The 16682-nt window shown below is 60.3% G+C and carries 11 protein-coding genes; 7 read left to right on the top strand and 4 right to left on the bottom strand.

Translation table 11 applies throughout. From position 1 onward, the window contains the following. Nucleotides 1-103: 103 nt before the first annotated feature. The gene (locus tag J2Y90_RS05715) at nt 104-979 is read right to left on the bottom strand and encodes a Tim44 domain-containing protein (RefSeq protein WP_122506273.1); all 876 of its coding nucleotides are present in this window, start codon (nt 977-979) and stop codon (nt 104-106) included. 297 nt (nt 980-1276) lie between these two features. Continuing rightward, nucleotides 1277-3460 (bottom strand): DNA helicase II, encoded by a 2184-nt coding sequence (uvrD, locus tag J2Y90_RS05710; protein WP_253497345.1) that lies wholly within the window; start codon nt 3458-3460, stop codon nt 1277-1279. A gap of 256 nt (nt 3461-3716) precedes the next feature. Here uvrD and J2Y90_RS05705 point away from each other — a divergent pair, with 256 nt between their 5' ends. From J2Y90_RS05705 to J2Y90_RS05695, 3 genes are all read left to right on the top strand, one after another. Next, on the top strand, nt 3717-6590 hold the full coding sequence (locus J2Y90_RS05705; RefSeq protein WP_253497343.1) for a putative bifunctional diguanylate cyclase/phosphodiesterase: 2874 nt from the start codon (nt 3717-3719) through the stop codon (nt 6588-6590). Nucleotides 6591-6717: 127 nt separating this feature from the next. After that, entirely contained in the window at nt 6718-7584 is an 867-nt protein-coding gene (hexR, locus tag J2Y90_RS05700; RefSeq protein WP_007962240.1) for a transcriptional regulator HexR, read from the top strand. 160 nt (nt 7585-7744) lie between these two features. Further along, entirely contained in the window at nt 7745-7948 is a 204-nt protein-coding gene (locus J2Y90_RS05695) for a PA3496 family putative envelope integrity protein (protein WP_080769340.1), read from the top strand. Here the strand turns inward: J2Y90_RS05695 and J2Y90_RS05690 are convergent. Further along, nucleotides 7890-8852 (bottom strand): LysR family transcriptional regulator, encoded by a 963-nt coding sequence (locus tag J2Y90_RS05690; RefSeq protein ID WP_253497340.1) that lies wholly within the window; start codon nt 8850-8852, stop codon nt 7890-7892. The genes J2Y90_RS05695 and J2Y90_RS05690 overlap by 59 nt on opposite strands. 190 nt (nt 8853-9042) lie before the next feature. Here J2Y90_RS05690 and J2Y90_RS05685 point away from each other — a divergent pair, with 190 nt between their 5' ends. Both J2Y90_RS05685 and oadA read left to right on the top strand, forming a co-directional pair. Continuing rightward, entirely contained in the window at nt 9043-10458 is a 1416-nt protein-coding gene (locus J2Y90_RS05685) for an acetyl-CoA carboxylase biotin carboxylase subunit (protein ID WP_253497337.1), read from the top strand. 11 nt (nt 10459-10469) lie between these two features. Next, nucleotides 10470-12278 (top strand): sodium-extruding oxaloacetate decarboxylase subunit alpha, encoded by a 1809-nt coding sequence (oadA, locus tag J2Y90_RS05680; protein WP_253497334.1) that lies wholly within the window; start codon nt 10470-10472, stop codon nt 12276-12278. A gap of 193 nt (nt 12279-12471) precedes the next feature. Here oadA and J2Y90_RS05675 read toward each other — a convergent pair whose 3' ends face one another. After that, nucleotides 12472-14682: an autotransporter outer membrane beta-barrel domain-containing protein gene (locus J2Y90_RS05675; protein ID WP_253497331.1), complete on the bottom strand. Its 2211-nt coding sequence runs from the start codon at nt 14680-14682 to the stop codon at nt 12472-12474. A gap of 370 nt (nt 14683-15052) precedes the next feature. Between J2Y90_RS05675 and J2Y90_RS05670 the strand changes: the two genes are divergently transcribed. Together J2Y90_RS05670 and J2Y90_RS05665 are read left to right on the top strand one after the other, a co-directional pair. Beyond that, nucleotides 15053-16402, top strand: coding sequence for a HipA domain-containing protein (locus tag J2Y90_RS05670; protein WP_253497328.1), 1350 nt, complete (start codon nt 15053-15055; stop codon nt 16400-16402). Further along, nucleotides 16399-16677 (top strand): helix-turn-helix domain-containing protein, encoded by a 279-nt coding sequence (locus J2Y90_RS05665; protein WP_253497326.1) that lies wholly within the window; start codon nt 16399-16401, stop codon nt 16675-16677. Before J2Y90_RS05670 ends, J2Y90_RS05665 begins: the two co-directional genes overlap by 4 nt. Nucleotides 16678-16682: the final 5 nt, after the last annotated feature.

Raw genomic sequence — 16682 nt, 5'->3', positions numbered from 1 at the left:
ATATGGGCCGGTTTATACAGTAGCTCGCTATAGATGCAACCGTGAAATGAAAAACCCCGGCCGGGGCCGGGGTTCTGTTACCGCAAGTGAAGCGCAGCAGGGATCAGCCGTTCTGGCGGATACCGGCGACCAGCCAAGGCTGGTTGTCGCCCTGCGGACGTTCCATGTTCCAGCTTTCGCTGAACACTTCGCCCTGGTCGAAACGCGAGGTTTTCGACACGCCGGTGAAGGTCAGGGTGGCGATGGTCTTGTCGGCACGATCATCGACGCCGTCCAGCTGCACCTGCAGGTTGTCGATGTAGGTCGACTGGAAGCCGTCGCCCAGGTCCGCACGCTCACGCTTGAGGAACTCGAGCATTTGCGGGGTCACGAACTCGGCGATCTTGTCCATTTCGTTGGCGTCCCAGTGCTGCTGCAGCGACTGGAAGTGGCTGCGTGCGGCTTCAAGGAAGCGCTGTTCGTTGAACCAGGCCGGTGCGTTGATCACCGGACGGGCGGCAGCCGGAGCAGCCGAACCACCGAAGATCGAACCCATGGCGGCTGGCTTCTGCTCGAACACTTCACGCTGCATCGGCGCGCCGGCCGGAGCGAATTGCTCCTGCTGCTTGCGACGACGGGCGGCAATGAAGCGGAAGATCACGAACGCGATCAGGGCCATGATCAGGATGTCGAAGATCTGCATGCCCTGAAAGCCGTCGCCCATGAACATCGACGCGAGCAGGCCACCGGCGGCGATGCCCGCCAGAGGGCCGAGCCAGCGTGAAGCACCGCCGGCCTTGGCCGCGGCGCCAGCAGCACCGGCAGCGCCAGCGGTCGCTGCTGCACCGCCCACGCCTGGAGAAGAAGGAGCCATCTGGCTGGTCTGGTGCGTCGGCGCAGCGCCGGCGCTTTTGCCACCACCAAAGCGCTTGGCGTTGGCGTCGAGGCTCATCGTCAGGCCGATGCACAACGCCATGGCGATGCTAAGAAAACGTTTCATAAAGGGTATTCCCGTTTTGTGGAGACACGCGCGCCATGTTGCACAGCTGAAGTGTTACTGGCTAGCGAGAGAGTGTTTCGGGCTTTTGCCTGACAGGTTGCGTTCAGCTTGGCGAGGCAATCAGCCGATGTACTTTTGTCTGTAGGAAAAGGCGTTAGGTTCAGAAGGATTGTGGGTCAGAACACCGAACACTGTGGGAGCGAGCCTGCTCGCGAAAGCTGCACCGCGGTGTATCAGATCAACCGCGGTGATTTCATTCGCGAGCAGGCTCGCTCCCACAGAAAAAACAAACCGGGGTCAGATGGCTTCCAGCTTGGCATAGCCGAGCATCAGCCATTTGCTGCCTTCGCTGAAGTTCACCTGTACCCGGGCCTGGGCGCCGGAACCTTCGAAGTTGAGGATCACGCCTTCGCCGAAGATCGAGTGACGTACGGCCTGACCCAGCACAAAACCGGTTTCCGGAATCTCGCTGCCGCTGAACAGGCTGCTGCCGCTCATCGACTGGTTGCCGCCGAACGGTCGGCTGACGCTGTTGGACAGACGAACTTCCTGAATCAGGCCTTTCGGCACTTCCCGTACGAAACGCGAAACCTTGTTGTAGGTTTCGCTGCCGTACAGACGCCGGGTTTCTGCATAGGTCATGACCAGATTCTGCATGGCCCGAGTGATACCGACGTAGGCCAGACGCCGTTCTTCTTCAAGACGCCCGGGCTCTTCCAGGCTCATCTTGTGTGGGAACAGGCCTTCTTCCATGCCCACCAGGAACACGTAAGGGAATTCCAGACCTTTGGCGCTGTGCAGGGTCATCAGCTGAACGCTGTCTTCGTGCTCGTCGGCCTGAGTGTCGCCGGCCTCCAGAGATGCGTGGCCGAGGAATGCCGCCAGTGGCGTGAGTTCTTCGTCCTCTTCGGTGTTCTCGAAGTTGCGCGCGGCGCTGACCAGTTCCTCAAGGTTTTCTACCCGGGCCTGGCCTTTCTCACCTTTTTCCGCCTCGTGATAAGCGATCAGGCCGGACTGCTCGATGACGGTTTGCGTCATCAGGTGCAGCGGCATCTCGGCGCACTTGGCGGCGAGGTTTTCGATCAGCTCGATAAACGCACCAAGCGCACTCGCGGCGCGGCCGGTCAGGCCTTTATTCGCCACCAGTTGGCGCATCGCTTCCCACATCGACACATCGCTGTGTCGTGCATGCTCGCGAATGGCTTCGACGGTTTTCTCACCGATGCCTCGGGCCGGCACGTTGATGACCCGCTCCAGCGCCGCATCGTTGCCGCGACCTTCAAGCAAGCGCAGGTAGGCCATGGCGTTCTTGATTTCCGCGCGTTCGAAGAAGCGCTGACCACCATAGATGCGGTACGGAATGCGCTCGCGCAGCAGCGCTTCTTCGAGCACCCGCGACTGGGCGTTGGAGCGGTACAGAATCGCGATATCGCTACGGGCCAGGCCGGTTTTAAGCGCGCTTTCGATGGTTTCCACCACGTAACGCGCTTCGTCATGTTCGTTGAACGCGGCGTAAAGGTTGATCGCTTCGCCGTCGCTGCCGTCGGTCCACAGCTCTTTGCCCAGACGCCCGGTGTTGTTGGCGATCAGCGCGTTGGCGGCTTTGAGGATGCCGGCGGTGGAGCGGTAGTTCTGCTCCAGACGAATCGTCTCGGAATCCGGGAAGTCGGAAGAATACTGATGAATGTTTTCGATCTTCGCGCCGCGCCAGCCGTAAATCGACTGGTCGTCGTCGCCGACCACCATCAAGCTGTCGCCGCCCTTGCCGAGCAGGCGCAACCAGGCGTACTGCACGGCGTTGGTGTCCTGGAACTCATCGACCAGAATATGGCGGAAACGCTTTTGGTAGTGCGCCAGCAGGCCCGGGTGATCGCGCCACAGGTCGAGGGCGCGCAGCAGCAGCTCGGAGAAATCGATCACGCCGGCACGCAGGCACGCCGCCTCGTAGGCTTCGTAGATGCCGCGCATAGTAGCCAGGAACAGGTCGCCGCTGGCCTGGATGTGTTGCGGCCGCAGACCTTCGTCTTTCTGGCCGTTGATGAACCACTGCGCCTGCCGCGCCGGCCAGCGTTGCTCGTCCAGGCCCAGCTCGCGGATCACCCGCTTGACCAGCCGTTGCTGGTCATCGCTGTCGAGGATCTGGAAGGTCTGGCTCAGGCCCGCTTCCTGCCAGTGCGCCCGCAGCAAGCGGTGCGCGAGGCCGTGGAAGGTGCCGACCCACATGCCGGCCGGGTTGATGCCCAGCAACTGCTCGATGCGATGACGCATCTCGGCAGCGGCCTTGTTGGTGAAGGTCACCGACAGGATGGAGTGAGGCGAGGCGTTCTCGACCTGGATCAGCCAGGCGATACGGTGCACCAGCACTCGGGTTTTACCGGAACCGGCGCCGGCCAGGACCAACTGACGGCCAACGGGGGCCGCTACGGCCTGGCGTTGGGCATCGTTGAGGGAGTTCAGCAGAAGGGAGAGATCATCGCGCATCGGGGCATTCTAGGGTGCGCCGCGGGCCCGGGCAAACCGCGCGTTGCATTAGCCGATGAAAGTGCTGCCGATGACGACCGGTCGGTCACTGGCTGCAGGCTTCGGCCCGTCTCGCCTGAGGGGTTGCAGCGGTGCGTTTGCTGCGGAAAATTTACCGGCAATTGTGCTCGGCAGCAGTTTGGCAACGGGATCGGCTTGTGTATGCTCCGTCCACGTTTCGGGCGCACGCCCTCCTATAAGAACAAGAACGTTGCCCATGATCCTCAGCGCCGAACTGTCGGGGCCCTCCGTGGACCCCCGGGTGATCCGCAAGCACTATGCCGTCGAAATGGCGGTGGAGCGCACGCGTCTGCTGTATCAGGGCTCGTTGTTGCCCACGCTGTTCATGTTGATCAACGGTCTGGTCTGCGCCGCTTTGCTCTGGAGCCCGCAGCGCTACTTCGTGGTCAGCGTCTGGCTGGTGTGGCTGCTGTCGCTGGTTGCGCTACGGGTGATTCAGGTGGCCGCGTTCGATTCAGCGATTCCCGATCGCCAGGCCCAGCCGATCTGGTTCCGCATGTTCCTGCTCGGTTCGACCATGACCGGCCTGACCCTCGCCGGCGCCGGCATCGCCTTGGTACCCGCTGACAATTTCATACAGCAGGCCTGGGTGTTCGGCCTGATTGGCGCGGCTACGCTATCGGCCAGCGTCGCTTATGCCGTGAGCCTGCCGGCGTTTCTGTCGTTTACCTTGCCCTGTCTGCTGCCAGCGATCGGCTACCTGTTCTGGGGTGGCGACGATCAGGCACGAGGCTGGGGCTGGCTGGGTCTGATCCTGCTCGGTTCGTTGAGCGTGGTCGCGTGGCAGGTCAATCGGCTGATCGATCGCGGTTTGCTCCGGCGTTTTCAGAATCAGCATCTGATCGAGCATTTGCAACAAGCGCAAACCCGTAGCGAACAGCTCAATCTTGAACTTGGCAAAGAGATCGAACAGCGCCGCTGTGCCGAGGCGCAGTTGCGTGAAGCGCAGGTCGACCTCGAAGATCGCGTGGCCCAGCGCAGCCGCGAACTGGATGCCGCCAATCAGGCCCTGAGCAAAAGCGAAGCGCGTTTGGCGCTGGCGCTCAAGGCCAGCGAACTCGGCTTATGGGACTGGAACCTGCAGACCGACGAAGTCCACCACACGCAGGTTCAGGAACTGTTCGGCCTCGCCCCGGAATACGTAACTGCACTGCTGCGCGATCTCAAACCGCGACTGCACCCCGAAGACGTGCCGTCACTCCAGTTCGCGCTGGTCGAGCATTTGAAGGGGCGCACCGAGGATTATCAGGTCGAATATCGCTTGCGCCACGGCGACGGCCACTGGGTGTGGATCGAGGACCGTGGCCGCGCCGTGGAGCGCAGCGCCAACGGCCGGGTGATCCGCATGGTCGGTACCCGCCGCGATATCAGCGCCAGCAAAAGTCTCGAAGAACAGCAACGGCTGGCGGCGACGGTGTTCGAGGCGGCCAGCGAAGGCATCGTGATTCTCGATCCGGACTACGCGCTGATCGCGATCAACCAGGCTTTCAGCCGCGTCACTGGTTATGAGATCGATGACATGCTCGGACGCAACGTCGTCGAATTGCCGTGCAGTCGCGATGCTCGCCGTCACTATGTTGCAATCCGTCATGCGCTGGAGCAGCACGGCAGTTGGCAGGGTGAGCTGGTGGAAACCCGCAAGAATGGCGAACTGTATCCGCAATGGCTGCAACTCAACGCCGTGCGCGACAGCCGCGGCAATGTCAGCCATATCGTCGGCTTCTTCGCCGATCTCTCGGCGCGGCGGGCGTCGGAAGAACGCCTGCGCTATCTGACCCATTACGACGAGCTCACCGGTCTGGCCAACCGTTCGCTGTTCCGCGAGCGCCTGCATGAAGCCCATCAGCGGGTTCGCCAGGGCGGGCGCCGGAGTCTGGCGTTGCTGCACATCAATCTGGATCGCTTCAAGTTACTCAATGACAGCCTCGGCCATGAAGTCGCCGATCAGCTGCTGCAGAAGATGGCGCGGCGGCTGGTCAATGCCTTGCCGGAAGCCGACACCATTGCGCGCTTGTCCGGCGACGAATTTGCCGTGCTGTTCGATGCCTACGGCAACCTGTCGAGCCTGGCGCGGGTGGCGACGCGGCTGTCGGCCAAGCTGCGTTTGCCGCTGAGTGTTGACGGGCATGAGCTGGTGGTGAGCGCCTCGATGGGCATCAGTCTGTTGCCCGACAACGCGCGGGAGATCTCGGCGCTGGTCAGCCAGTCGAATATGGCCATGCAACATGCCAAGCATCTGGGCGGCAACAACTTCCAGTTCTACACCGACAGCCTGCAAGCCAGCACCCTTGAGCGGTTGCAGCTGGAGAACCACTTGCGCCGAGCCATTGAAGAACGGCAACTGACGGTGTTCTACCAACCGAAACTGTGCCTGCAAAGCGGTCGTTTGAATGCTGCCGAGGCGCTGGTGCGCTGGGATCATCCGAGCATGGGCCAGGTGCCACCGGCGGATTTCATCGGCCTCGCCGAAGAGACCGGGCTGATCGGGCCGATCGGCGAATTCGTCCTGCGTCAGGCGTGCTGGCAAGCGTGCGAATGGCAGCGTCAGGGCCTGGCGCCGATCCGTGTGTCGGTGAACCTGTCGGTGCATCAGTTGCGCCAGGGCAAACTGGTCAGTCTGGTGCGGCAGGTGCTGGAAGAAACCGGGTTGGCGCCGCATTACCTTGAACTGGAACTGACCGAAAGCCATTTGCTCGACAGCGTTGAACACATCATTGCCACTTTCCAGCAACTGCGCGATCTGGGGGTGAAACTGGCGATCGATGATTTCGGTACGGGGTATTCGTCGCTGAGTTACCTCAAGCGCATCCCGGTGGATTACGTGAAGATCGATCAGGCGTTCATCCGCGGTTTGAGCGAGGGCAGTGCGGACGCCGCGATCACTCGGGCGATCATTGCTATGGCTCACGGGCTGGCCTTGAAAGTGGTGGCCGAAGGCGTCGAGCGGCAGGATCAGCTGGAATTTCTCCGCGTCGAGCGCTGCGACGAGGTGCAGGGTTATCTGATCAGCCGGCCGGTGGACGCTGCCGGTCTGGCCGGGCTTTTGCGCGATCAGGCAAATCCCCAGTAAGGGCTACATGCAGCTCAGCAGGCCTGATACAGGGACATTGAGTTACGCATTGAGCAGGCAAAATGCCCATTCATGTAGTATAACTACAAGCGTGCTACATCCTTGCCCACGAGAAGAGTCCAGCCCCTTGAATCTGCTGCAACACATCGCCCAGTCACGTCACCTGTTACGCAAGTCGGAGCTCAAGGTCGCCGACCACGTGCTGCTTGACCCTGCGGCAGTGATGCACAGTTCCATGGCCGACCTGGCTCACAGCGTCGGCATCAGCGAGCCAACCATCGTGCGCTTCTGCCGCGCCATCGGTTGCTCCGGCTTTCAGGATCTCAAACTTAAACTGGCGCAAAGCCTGGCCGCCGGCGCCAGCTTCGGTCAGTTCGCCATCCACGAAGACGACTCCGTCGCTGATTACAGCCTGAAGATTTTCGACACCACGCTGCACACCTTGATGGAGGTGCGCGAGAAGCTCGATCCGGTGGAATTGCAGCGCGCGGTGACGCTGATGTCGCAGGCGCAACGTGTCGAGTTCTACGGCTTCGGGGCCTCGGGCGCGGTGGCGGCGGATGCGCAGCACAAGTTCTTCCGTTTGCTGCTGACTGCGGCGGCGTATTCCGATCCACACATGCAGGCGATGTCGGCGGTAACGCTGAAGCCCACCGACGTGGCGATCTGTATTTCCCAGTCGGGGCGTTCCAAGGATCTGCTGATCACCGCCAACCTCGTTCGCGAGAGCGGGGCGTCGCTGATCACTCTGTGCCCGAGCCAGACACCACTGGCGGAGTTGTCGACGGTGAACCTGGCGATCGATGTGCACGAAGACACCGAAATCTATACACCGCTGACCTCGCGCATCGCTCACCTGGTGGTGATCGACGTGCTGGCGATGGGCGTGGCCATGGCGCGGGGGCCGAGCCTGGTCAACCACCTCAAGAGCGTGAAGCGCAGTCTGCGCAGTTTGCGCTTGTCGCCCAAGGCCGTGAAAGCGCTGGACGATTAAGATCAAAAGATCGCAGCCTTCGGCAGCTCCTACATTTGGAATGCGTTCCCTGTAGGAGCTGCCGAAGGCTGCGATCTTTGCTTTTTGACGGAAACTTTCATCAAACCGTCATCCCCCACGCCTATCGTAAAACTCCCGTACTCGCCCTGGGAGACTCGAAATGGCTCAGCCCTACGAAGAACGCAACAGCGCCGCGAAAACCCGTCGTCAGCAGGAAGATCAGCGCCGCATGGAATTCCGCCGTGCGATTGAAGATCGCTTCGAACTCCGCCAGCTTCAGGCCGAAATCGGCGACTTTCCCGAGATCACTCACTGGCAGGCAGCGCCCGCAGCTTCCCGTCGAAACGCTCAACCAACGCAATAATCTGCGCCCGCTCGCTGCGGATAAACGCCAGGAACGCATGCGCAACCGGTGACAACCGTTTGGCTTTGGCCTGCACCAGACACCAGCTGCGCATCAGCGGCAACTCTTCGACCGGCAGCTCGACCAGGCCGCCGGTCGCCAGCTCCAGGTTCAGGGCGTGGCGCGTCAGCAGCGCCAGGCCCAGACCCGCCACCACGCATTCGCGCTGGGCTTCGGCGGACGCTACTTCCTGGGTCTGGGTGAAGTGCACGCGCTTTTCCTTGAAGTATTCTTCGCAGGCCAGACGCGTGCCCGAGCCCGGCTCGCGGATCAGCAGCGTATACGGCTCCAGATCCTGCAAGCGCAACGGGCCCATGTGCGCCAGCGGGTGATCCGGGCGCGCCACGGCGACAATCGGGTTATTGAGAAACGGCAGAAATTCCAGGCCCATGTCCTGCGGCACCATCGACATGATGACCAGGTCGTCGCGGTTGTCCGAAAGGCGACGGATAACCTGGCCACGGTTGACCACCGTCAACTGCAAATTGACTTCCGGATGCTGGCGCTTGAACGCGGCGAACAGATGCGGGACAAAATATTTTGCGCTGGATTCCACCGCCAGTTTCAACTGACCCTGCAGTGAGCCCTGCATGTCCGACAGCTGCATATCGAGATTTTCCAGCCGTCCGAAGATGTCGCGGCTGGCACGTTGAAGCGCTTCCGCCGCCTCGGTCATGTAGAGTTTTTTGCCGACGTAGTCGAATAGCGGCTGGCCAATCAGCTCTTCGAGCTGCCGAATCTGTAGGCTTACGGCCGGTTGAGTGAGCGACATTTCCTCGGCGGCGCGACTGTAGGAACGTAAATCACACACCTCATTGAAGATCTGCAATTGACGCAATGTCATACGCATCAATGACTTACGCATAGGGTTCGGGCTCGGTCGGCAGGCAGATGCTTCAACTATAAGTGTTTACTTATGTCTGACCCAATTTTTATTCATTTTTGTTAATCCCTTGGCAGCGCTAGTGTGGACCTGCGACTGAATTGAAACATTTGGTCACGCGTCGACCTGGGTCTAGCAGGTCGTGGTGCCACCGGCTTAAGGGAACCTCCAAGTGATAAAAAAGATCCTGATCGCCAACCGTGGTGAGATTGCCGTACGCATCGTACGAGCCTGCGCCGAAATGGGCATTCGCTCGGTTGCGATTTTTTCCGACGCCGATCGCCATGCCTTGCATGTGAAGCGTGCGGACGAGGCCCACAGCGTCGGAGCCGAGCCACTGGCCGGCTACCTGAACCCGCGCAAGCTGGTCAACCTGGCCGTGGAAACCGGCTGCGATGCGTTGCATCCCGGCTACGGCTTCCTTTCGGAAAACGCCGAGCTGGCGGAAATCTGCGCTGAGCGCGGCATCAAATTCATCGGCCCGTCGGCGGAAGTCATCCGACGCATGGGCGACAAGACTGAAGCACGGCGCAGCATGATCAAGGCCGGCGTACCGGTGACGCCTGGTACCGAAGGCAATGTCTCCGGCATCGAAGAGGCTTTGGTCGAAGGCGACCGTATCGGTTACCCGGTCATGCTCAAGGCCACCTCCGGTGGTGGCGGCCGCGGTATCCGTCGCTGCAACAGCCGCGAAGAACTCGAACAGAACTTCCCCCGTGTCATATCCGAGGCCACCAAGGCGTTCGGTTCGGCGGAAGTGTTCCTGGAAAAATGCATCGTCAATCCCAAGCACATCGAAGCGCAGATCCTTGGCGACAGTTTTGGCAATGTCGTGCATCTGTTCGAGCGTGACTGCTCGATTCAGCGGCGCAACCAGAAGCTGATCGAGATCGCGCCGAGCCCGCAACTGACCCCGGAACAGCGCGCCTACATCGGCGACCTGTCGGTGCGCGCCGCCAAAGCCGTGGGTTACGAGAACGCCGGCACCGTGGAGTTCCTGCTCGCCGAGGGCGAGGTGTACTTCATGGAGATGAACACCCGGGTCCAGGTGGAACACACCATCACCGAAGAAATCACCGGCATCGACATCGTCCGCGAGCAGATCCGCATCGCTTCCGGCCTGGCGCTGTCGGTGAAGCAGGAAGACATTCAGCACCGGGGCTTTGCGTTGCAGTTCCGTATCAACGCCGAAGACCCGAAAAACAACTTCCTGCCCAGCTTCGGCAAGATCACTCGTTACTACGCCCCCGGCGGACCGGGCGTGCGCACTGATACGGCGATCTACACCGGTTACACCATTCCACCGTTCTACGACTCGATGTGCCTGAAGCTGGTGGTCTGGGCACTGACCTGGGAAGAGGCGATGGATCGTGGCCTGCGCGCCCTCGACGACATGCGTTTGCAGGGTGTGAAAACCACCGCTGCTTATTACCAGGAAATCCTGCGCAACCCGGAATTCCGTAGCGGCCAGTTCAACACCAGCTTCGTTGAAAGCCACCCGGAACTGACCAACTACTCGATCAAGCGCAAACCCGAAGAGCTGGCCCTGGCCATCGCCGCCGCCATTGCCGCCCACGCAGGCCTGTGAGGAATACAAGAATGAGCAAGAAGATCTTTGTCACCGACACCATCCTGCGCGACGCTCACCAATCGCTGCTCGCCACCCGCATGCGCACCGAAGACATGCTGCCGATCTGCGACAAGCTCGACAAGGTCGGCTACTGGTCGCTGGAATGCTGGGGCGGCGCGACGTTTGACGCCTGCGTGCGCTTCCTCAAGGAAGATCCGTGGGAGCGCCTGCGTCAACTGCGTGCGGCGTTGCCCAATACCCGTCTGCAAATGCTCCTGCGCGGGCAGAACCTGCTCGGCTATCGCCACTACAGCGATGACGTGGTCAAAGCCTTCGTCGCCAAAGCCGCGGTGAACGGCATTGACGTGTTCCGCATTTTCGACGCGATGAATGATGTGCGTAACCTGCGCGTCGCCATCGAAGCGGTGAAGGCTGCCGGCAAACATGCGCAAGGCACCATCGCCTACACCACCAGCCCTGTGCACACCATCGACGCCTTCGTTACCCAGGCCAAGCAAATGGAGTCCATGGGTTGCGATTCGGTAGCGATCAAGGACATGGCCGGTCTGCTGACTCCATACGCCACCGGTGAACTGGTGCGCGCGTTGAAAGCCGAACAGTCGCTGCCGGTGTTCATCCACTCCCACGACACCGCTGGCCTGGCCGCCATGTGCCAGCTCAAGGCGATCGAAAACGGTGCCGATCATATCGACACCGCGATCTCCAGCTTCGCCTCGGGCACCAGCCACCCGGGCACCGAGTCGATGGTCGCCGCGCTCAAAGGCACCGAATACGACACCGGTCTGAACCTCGAACTGCTCCAGGAAATCGGCCTGTACTTCTATGCCGTGCGCAAGAAGTACCACCAGTTCGAAAGCGAATTCACCGCCGTCGACACTCGTGTGCAGGTCAACCAGGTGCCGGGTGGGATGATCTCCAACCTCGCCAACCAGTTGAAGGAGCAGGGCGCCCTGAACCGCATGGGCGAAGTGCTCGCAGAAATTCCGCGCGTACGCGAAGACCTCGGCTTCCCGCCGCTGGTGACGCCGACTTCGCAGATCGTCGGCACCCAGGCGTTCTTCAACGTGCTGGCCGGCGAACGTTACAAGACCATCACCAACGAAGTGAAGCTTTATCTGCAGGGCGGCTACGGCAAGGCACCGGGCGTCGTGAATGAAAAACTGCGGCGTCAGGCGATCGGCAGCGAGGACGTCATCGACGTACGTCCGGCCGATCTGCTCAAACCGGAAATGACCAAGCTGCGTGCCGATATCGGCGCACTGGCGAAGTCCGAAGAAGACGTACTGACCTTCGCCATGTTCCCGGACATCGGCCGCAAGTTCCTCGAAGAGCGCGCCGCCGGCACCCTTACCCCTGAAGTGCTGCTACCTATCCCGGAAGCGGGCGCCGTTGCCTCGGCGGGTGGCGAAGGCGTGCCGACCGAGTTCGTCATCGACGTCCACGGCGAGACTTACCGCGTCGACATCACCGGCGTCGGCGTCAAGGCCGAGGGCAAGCGCCACTTCTATCTGTCCATTGACGGCATGCCGGAAGAAGTGGTGTTCGAGCCGCTCAATGAATTTGTCAGCGGCGGCAGCAGCAAACGCAAACAGGCCTCGGCACCGGGCCATGTCAGCACCACCATGCCGGGCAACATCGTCGATGTGCTGGTCAAGGAGGGCGACACCGTCAAGGCGGGCCAGGCCGTACTGATCACCGAAGCGATGAAAATGGAAACCGAAGTCCAGGCTGCCATTGCCGGCAAGGTCACCGCGATTCACGTGGCCAAGGGCGACCGGGTCAACCCGGGCGAAATCCTCATCGAGATCGAAGGCTGAGATAACAGTCGCGATCCAATGCTTTAAACCTCGGGGGAGCAGGTGCTCCCCTTTTTTTTGCCTGTGATTTTGCGCGATGACGAAGATCCCTTGTAGGAGTGAGCCTGCTCGCGATGGGGTCGTGTCAGTCAATGATTCCTCGTCTGACACTGCTATCGCGAGCAGGCTCACTCCTACACAGGAACGCGTTCCGTCAGAACGCCATGCGCCACTGACCCGCTACGCCATACGTCCGGCTGTCATTGCCCAGCTCACCCGTTAAGCCCACGCCCAGGGTGTGCGCCGCCGACAGACCAATATCCAGCCCCGCATCCACTGACAGACTGTTTCGATCCAGCGCCGCGCCGGTCACTTCGAAACGCTTGCCGCCCTTGAGCAGTTGCTGGCGGGTGTCGCTGTCGATCTCGCCGAAGGTATGTTTCCACCCTGCGCTCAATCGCGGGGTCAAATGCATGCCGTTATCCAGCGTGTTGACCTGCGCAACCCGCAGGCCAAGAGTGCTGCTGAAGTTGTCGCGGGTCTGCCCATAGACTTTCAGCGCCGCGTCGCCCCCTTTTTCGTTGTAGCTGTCGCGTTGATAGCGCTGATAGCCGAGGCTGGCGTAGGGCTCGAGGGTTACGCTATCGCGGCCCAAATTGAACCCGGCTTCGGCGAATGCCTGTTGAGTATTGGCGTCGTAGTTGCCTTTCAGACGATCACCGAAACCCCTGAACGCGACCCGCCGTGTGCTGCTGCCGTCATGGCTGGCGTAGGTGGCGCCGAGACGCAAAGACAGTGGGCCGTCCTGACGCACGGCGTAGGCGCCCAAGTGCCAACTGTCGAGATCGCCGTCGTACTGTCGTGCATCGAGTTTCGTCTGTGATTTGCCACCGAGCAGGCCGACATGCCACTGCTCGTCGAGTCGCCAGTCTGCGCCCACGACCAGACCTTGCGTGGCATGTCGGAGGATGCCGTCGGCCTCGCGGTCAACCTTGCCGCCGTGGCCCAGCGCCTGAACCCACACCCGCCCGGAGTCTTCACTGCCTGCCGCCTGACGAGGTGAACTGCGCGGACCGAAAGTCGAACCGGAACGGTTGTCGAGTTGCCGCATCGCCGAGAGCATGCTTGCACTCACCGGCGTGACACTGCTCAGTGTGGCTTTGGCGAGGTTGGCATTGCTGCCGCCGGCGAGTTGGTCGAGCGCGATGGGCGCGGTGGTTTTATCGCTGGTCAGCAGTGCGGCGACGGCTGTGTTGGTGGGCTTTGCAAGCTCAGGCGCGGGCGGTGTGGCGGCTTCGCTGGTTTGTGCAGTCGCGATTTCGTTTGATATCGATGATGCCGCTGGTGGGGTGTCGTCAAGGGGGGCCGGATCTGAGTTCAGAACTTGCGCTGACGTTGCGATCGCCACCGCAATTGAAGCAGGAGCGGGTTCTGGCGAAGTTGGAGCTAATATCGGTACCGCCGGAGACGTTGAATTTTCTTGCTCGATAATACTGGCCCCAAGCGAGCCCCCGTTTCCTGTCGTGGCAAGATCCTTAAGCGGAACATCGTTGCGAGCGTAAGTCAGCCCAACCGATTTCTTGTTGTATTGAGCCGTGGCCGTCATATACGCCAGCTCGTTCTCGATCCTGCCAAACTGGCCCTTAACCTCACGGGCTTCGATGATTTTGTACTGGCTGCTCAGCGGAAACTCGCCCGCAGCTGCGACGACTTTGAGGGTGGCGCCGTCAAGCTGGGCTGTGCCATCAACCTTGATTATAGGGCTACCGGTGGGTGTGACCTCGTAAGCCAGTTCGGCACCAGGCGCCAAGTGCAAATTGCCTTTTACTCGGGGAGCGCCAAGCGCCGCATTGACGGTGAGCAGGCCGTCCACTTCCAGATTGCCTACCGTGCCTTTACCTGCGAAACCGCCGCCGGTCTGGACATACACATCACCCTTGATGCTGCCGAGGTTGGTCAACGCTCCACCGCTGTCGACCATAACGCCTTCATGGAAATCGCCTTTGGAGCTCAGCGTCCAGTTTCCTTGGGCGACGAATAACCCACTGAAGTTGCGCGTGTCGTTCAACGTGCCGCCATCCGCAGCATTCAGGAACAACACGTTATCGCCCTTGCCGCCATCCAGCCGGCCAGTGAAGCTTGCCCCGTCTGCAAGGGTGATCAAGTCGTTGACGTCAGTCCCTTTGAACACGGTTTCCGGTGTCGTAAAGGTAATCGGCACTGTGCTCGCATCGTTGAGAAAACCCTGGAGCCGTTCCAAAGCCTGTTGCTTGGGGTTGGCTTCGGGCTGCTCCGTCGTTTCCATGCTTGGGGTCTGCTCGATTGCTTCAGTGGATTGCTCGGCGTTAGCCAGCGCTACGCAACCCAGTGCCAATGAAATAGCCAGAGCCAGGTGTTTTGGTGCGAATAGGTGTTGAGTGGGCATCAAGTTCGACCTCCTTATCGAGAAGACCCAACTCTATTGCTGCCTGAAAAAAATCGATGTCGGCCGCTTCCCACATCCATGCAGGCGACATCGGATCGTTCTGTGGAAAATCCTCACTGGATTTCGCAAACAATTCTTTTTGCGCGGCGCCAGTTGTTCTTTTTCCTACAGCTTTCGCTTGAAGAAGGCATTTTTATCAGCGTGATGTTAAATGCTTTTCTGCATTATTTTGCACTTGGTAAGTCAATAGCGAGGACTGATGTGCATTTTGTTGCAGATTCACAGCGTGTTTAGCTGCAAGAATGCACTATATTGCAATTATCGAAGATTTCGCTTTCTTGAAACGCATTAAAATGCACACGGAATCAACATGTATAACCTGACACTCCAGATCTTCACCGCCGGGCAATGGCACGATGCGATGATTCTTGACTTCGATGATCCGGAAAAAGGCTTCGAAAGCCGCTGCAGTTTTGGCTATGAAGCGGACTATCTGGTGGAAAACATCGAGTTGATCGGGTCGCCTTTTTCCCAAGCCGTGAGTGCCCTGTATCCGCTGGATTGGGAAGGTCGGCGCGCGAAGACGCCGGCCTTTGTCCATGACATCGCACCGGCAGGCGCAGCCAAGCGGTTTCTGCTCGCCCGCCTGGGTCAGGAAAGACCCGCCGAGATCAGCGCCGATCTGTTTCTGCTGGGCCGCAGTACACCGGCTCCCATTGGCAACATGCGAATAAAGGAATCGGCGGAAGCAGTCGATGAGAGGAAGCCGATCGGATTCATGCGCGAGGAGGTCATTAGCCGCGACAACCGCTTTCTTGAATATGCCTGCGAGCTGGGCGCGGCCATCGGTGGCGCGACGGGGGCAGGTGGTGAAGCTCCGAAGCTGTTACTGGCAGAGAACAGCGCCGGGCTTCTGTATCCCGATGCGGTATTGGACGATGAAGAAGTGCGACAGCACTGGTTCGTGAAATTCGCCAGAAACAGGGGCGGGCAGACCGACCAGGACATCCTGCGCAGCGAATTCCATTACTACAAAGCGCTGCAGACATTGGGCATCGAGACGGTTGCGGCAGAAGGCCTGGCCTTGGAAGAGGCGACCAAACCGAGTTTGTGGATGCGGCGTTTTGATCGACAAGTGAAAGATGGGGCGGTGTCGCGTTTCGCCGTCGAATCGATTTATTCGCTGGCTGAAGTGACGACGCCAGGGAGCGCCATGAATCATCTGGAAGTGATCCGCATGCTCGCCGGGCTCTGGCGCAAAGCGGGTCAGGCCAGCCGGATTCCCGGCCTCGTCGCCGATTATCTGCGTCGCGACCTGATCAATAAAATCCTCGGAAACTCCGATAACCACGGTCGTAACACGGCGATCATCCGGCAAGAGAACGCTTTCCAGCTCGCGCCGATCTATGACCTCGCCCCGATGGTCATGGATGACGAAGGCGTGACTCGTACGACCAAATGGCCAAGAGAGTTGGAGCGGGCGGGAGACGTAGATTGGCGAGGTGTCTGCCGCGTACTGGCCGATAGCACAGATCCGGACGAACCGTTGGCGGGGCTGGATGCCTCGGTGCTCTTCGAAGGACTGCGCGCGGATGCCCGCCGTCTGGCCGCACTGCCGGATATTCTTGCGGCCAGCGGTTTGCCCGCCAGAACCATGAATCACCCGAGCGTTCATCTGAAAAACCTCGAGCAACGTTTGAAAGAGTGGGACCTGCAATGAGTCTGACCGTCCTCGAGCGCACGGCGCTCATCGAGAGCATTCAGCAATCACTGGCCGAAGGCACTCTGGAAATCGGTGACGCCGTGCGCCGTTTACGGGTCGAAGTCACCGGTCTGCATCAGGTCCAGTTCGCGAAGATGTGCAAGATTTCAGTGCGCACGCTGGTGCATATCGAACATGGCGAAGGCAACCAGACACTGAAGTCGCTGAACGCGGTGTTTCGCCCGTTCGGCATGAAAATGGGCGTTGTGCGAATACGCCGGGACACCGTTTGAATACG

It is taken from the genome of Pseudomonas koreensis (assembly GCF_024169245.1).
In the GTDB taxonomy this organism is placed as follows: Bacteria; Pseudomonadota; Gammaproteobacteria; order Pseudomonadales; family Pseudomonadaceae; genus Aquipseudomonas; species Aquipseudomonas koreensis_F.
Note: the sequence above shows the minus strand (reverse complement) of the source record. Positions and strands in the feature narration are given on the sequence as shown.

Coding starts and splice junctions, on each gene's coding strand:
- uvrD (WP_253497345.1), bottom strand. CDS start 3,460: ATGCGCGATGATCTCTCCCTTCTGCTGAACTCCCTCAACGATGCCCAA.
- J2Y90_RS05690 (WP_253497340.1), bottom strand. CDS start 8,852: ATGCGTAAGTCATTGATGCGTATGACATTGCGTCAATTGCAGATCTTC.
- J2Y90_RS05670 (WP_253497328.1), top strand. CDS start 15,053: ATGTATAACCTGACACTCCAGATCTTCACCGCCGGGCAATGGCACGAT.
- J2Y90_RS05705 (WP_253497343.1), top strand. CDS start 3,717: ATGATCCTCAGCGCCGAACTGTCGGGGCCCTCCGTGGACCCCCGGGTG.
- J2Y90_RS05715 (WP_122506273.1), bottom strand. CDS start 979: ATGAAACGTTTTCTTAGCATCGCCATGGCGTTGTGCATCGGCCTGACG.
- oadA (WP_253497334.1), top strand. CDS start 10,470: ATGAGCAAGAAGATCTTTGTCACCGACACCATCCTGCGCGACGCTCAC.
- J2Y90_RS05675 (WP_253497331.1), bottom strand. CDS start 14,682: ATGCCCACTCAACACCTATTCGCACCAAAACACCTGGCTCTGGCTATT.
- J2Y90_RS05695 (WP_080769340.1), top strand. CDS start 7,745: ATGGCTCAGCCCTACGAAGAACGCAACAGCGCCGCGAAAACCCGTCGT.
- J2Y90_RS05665 (WP_253497326.1), top strand. CDS start 16,399: ATGAGTCTGACCGTCCTCGAGCGCACGGCGCTCATCGAGAGCATTCAG.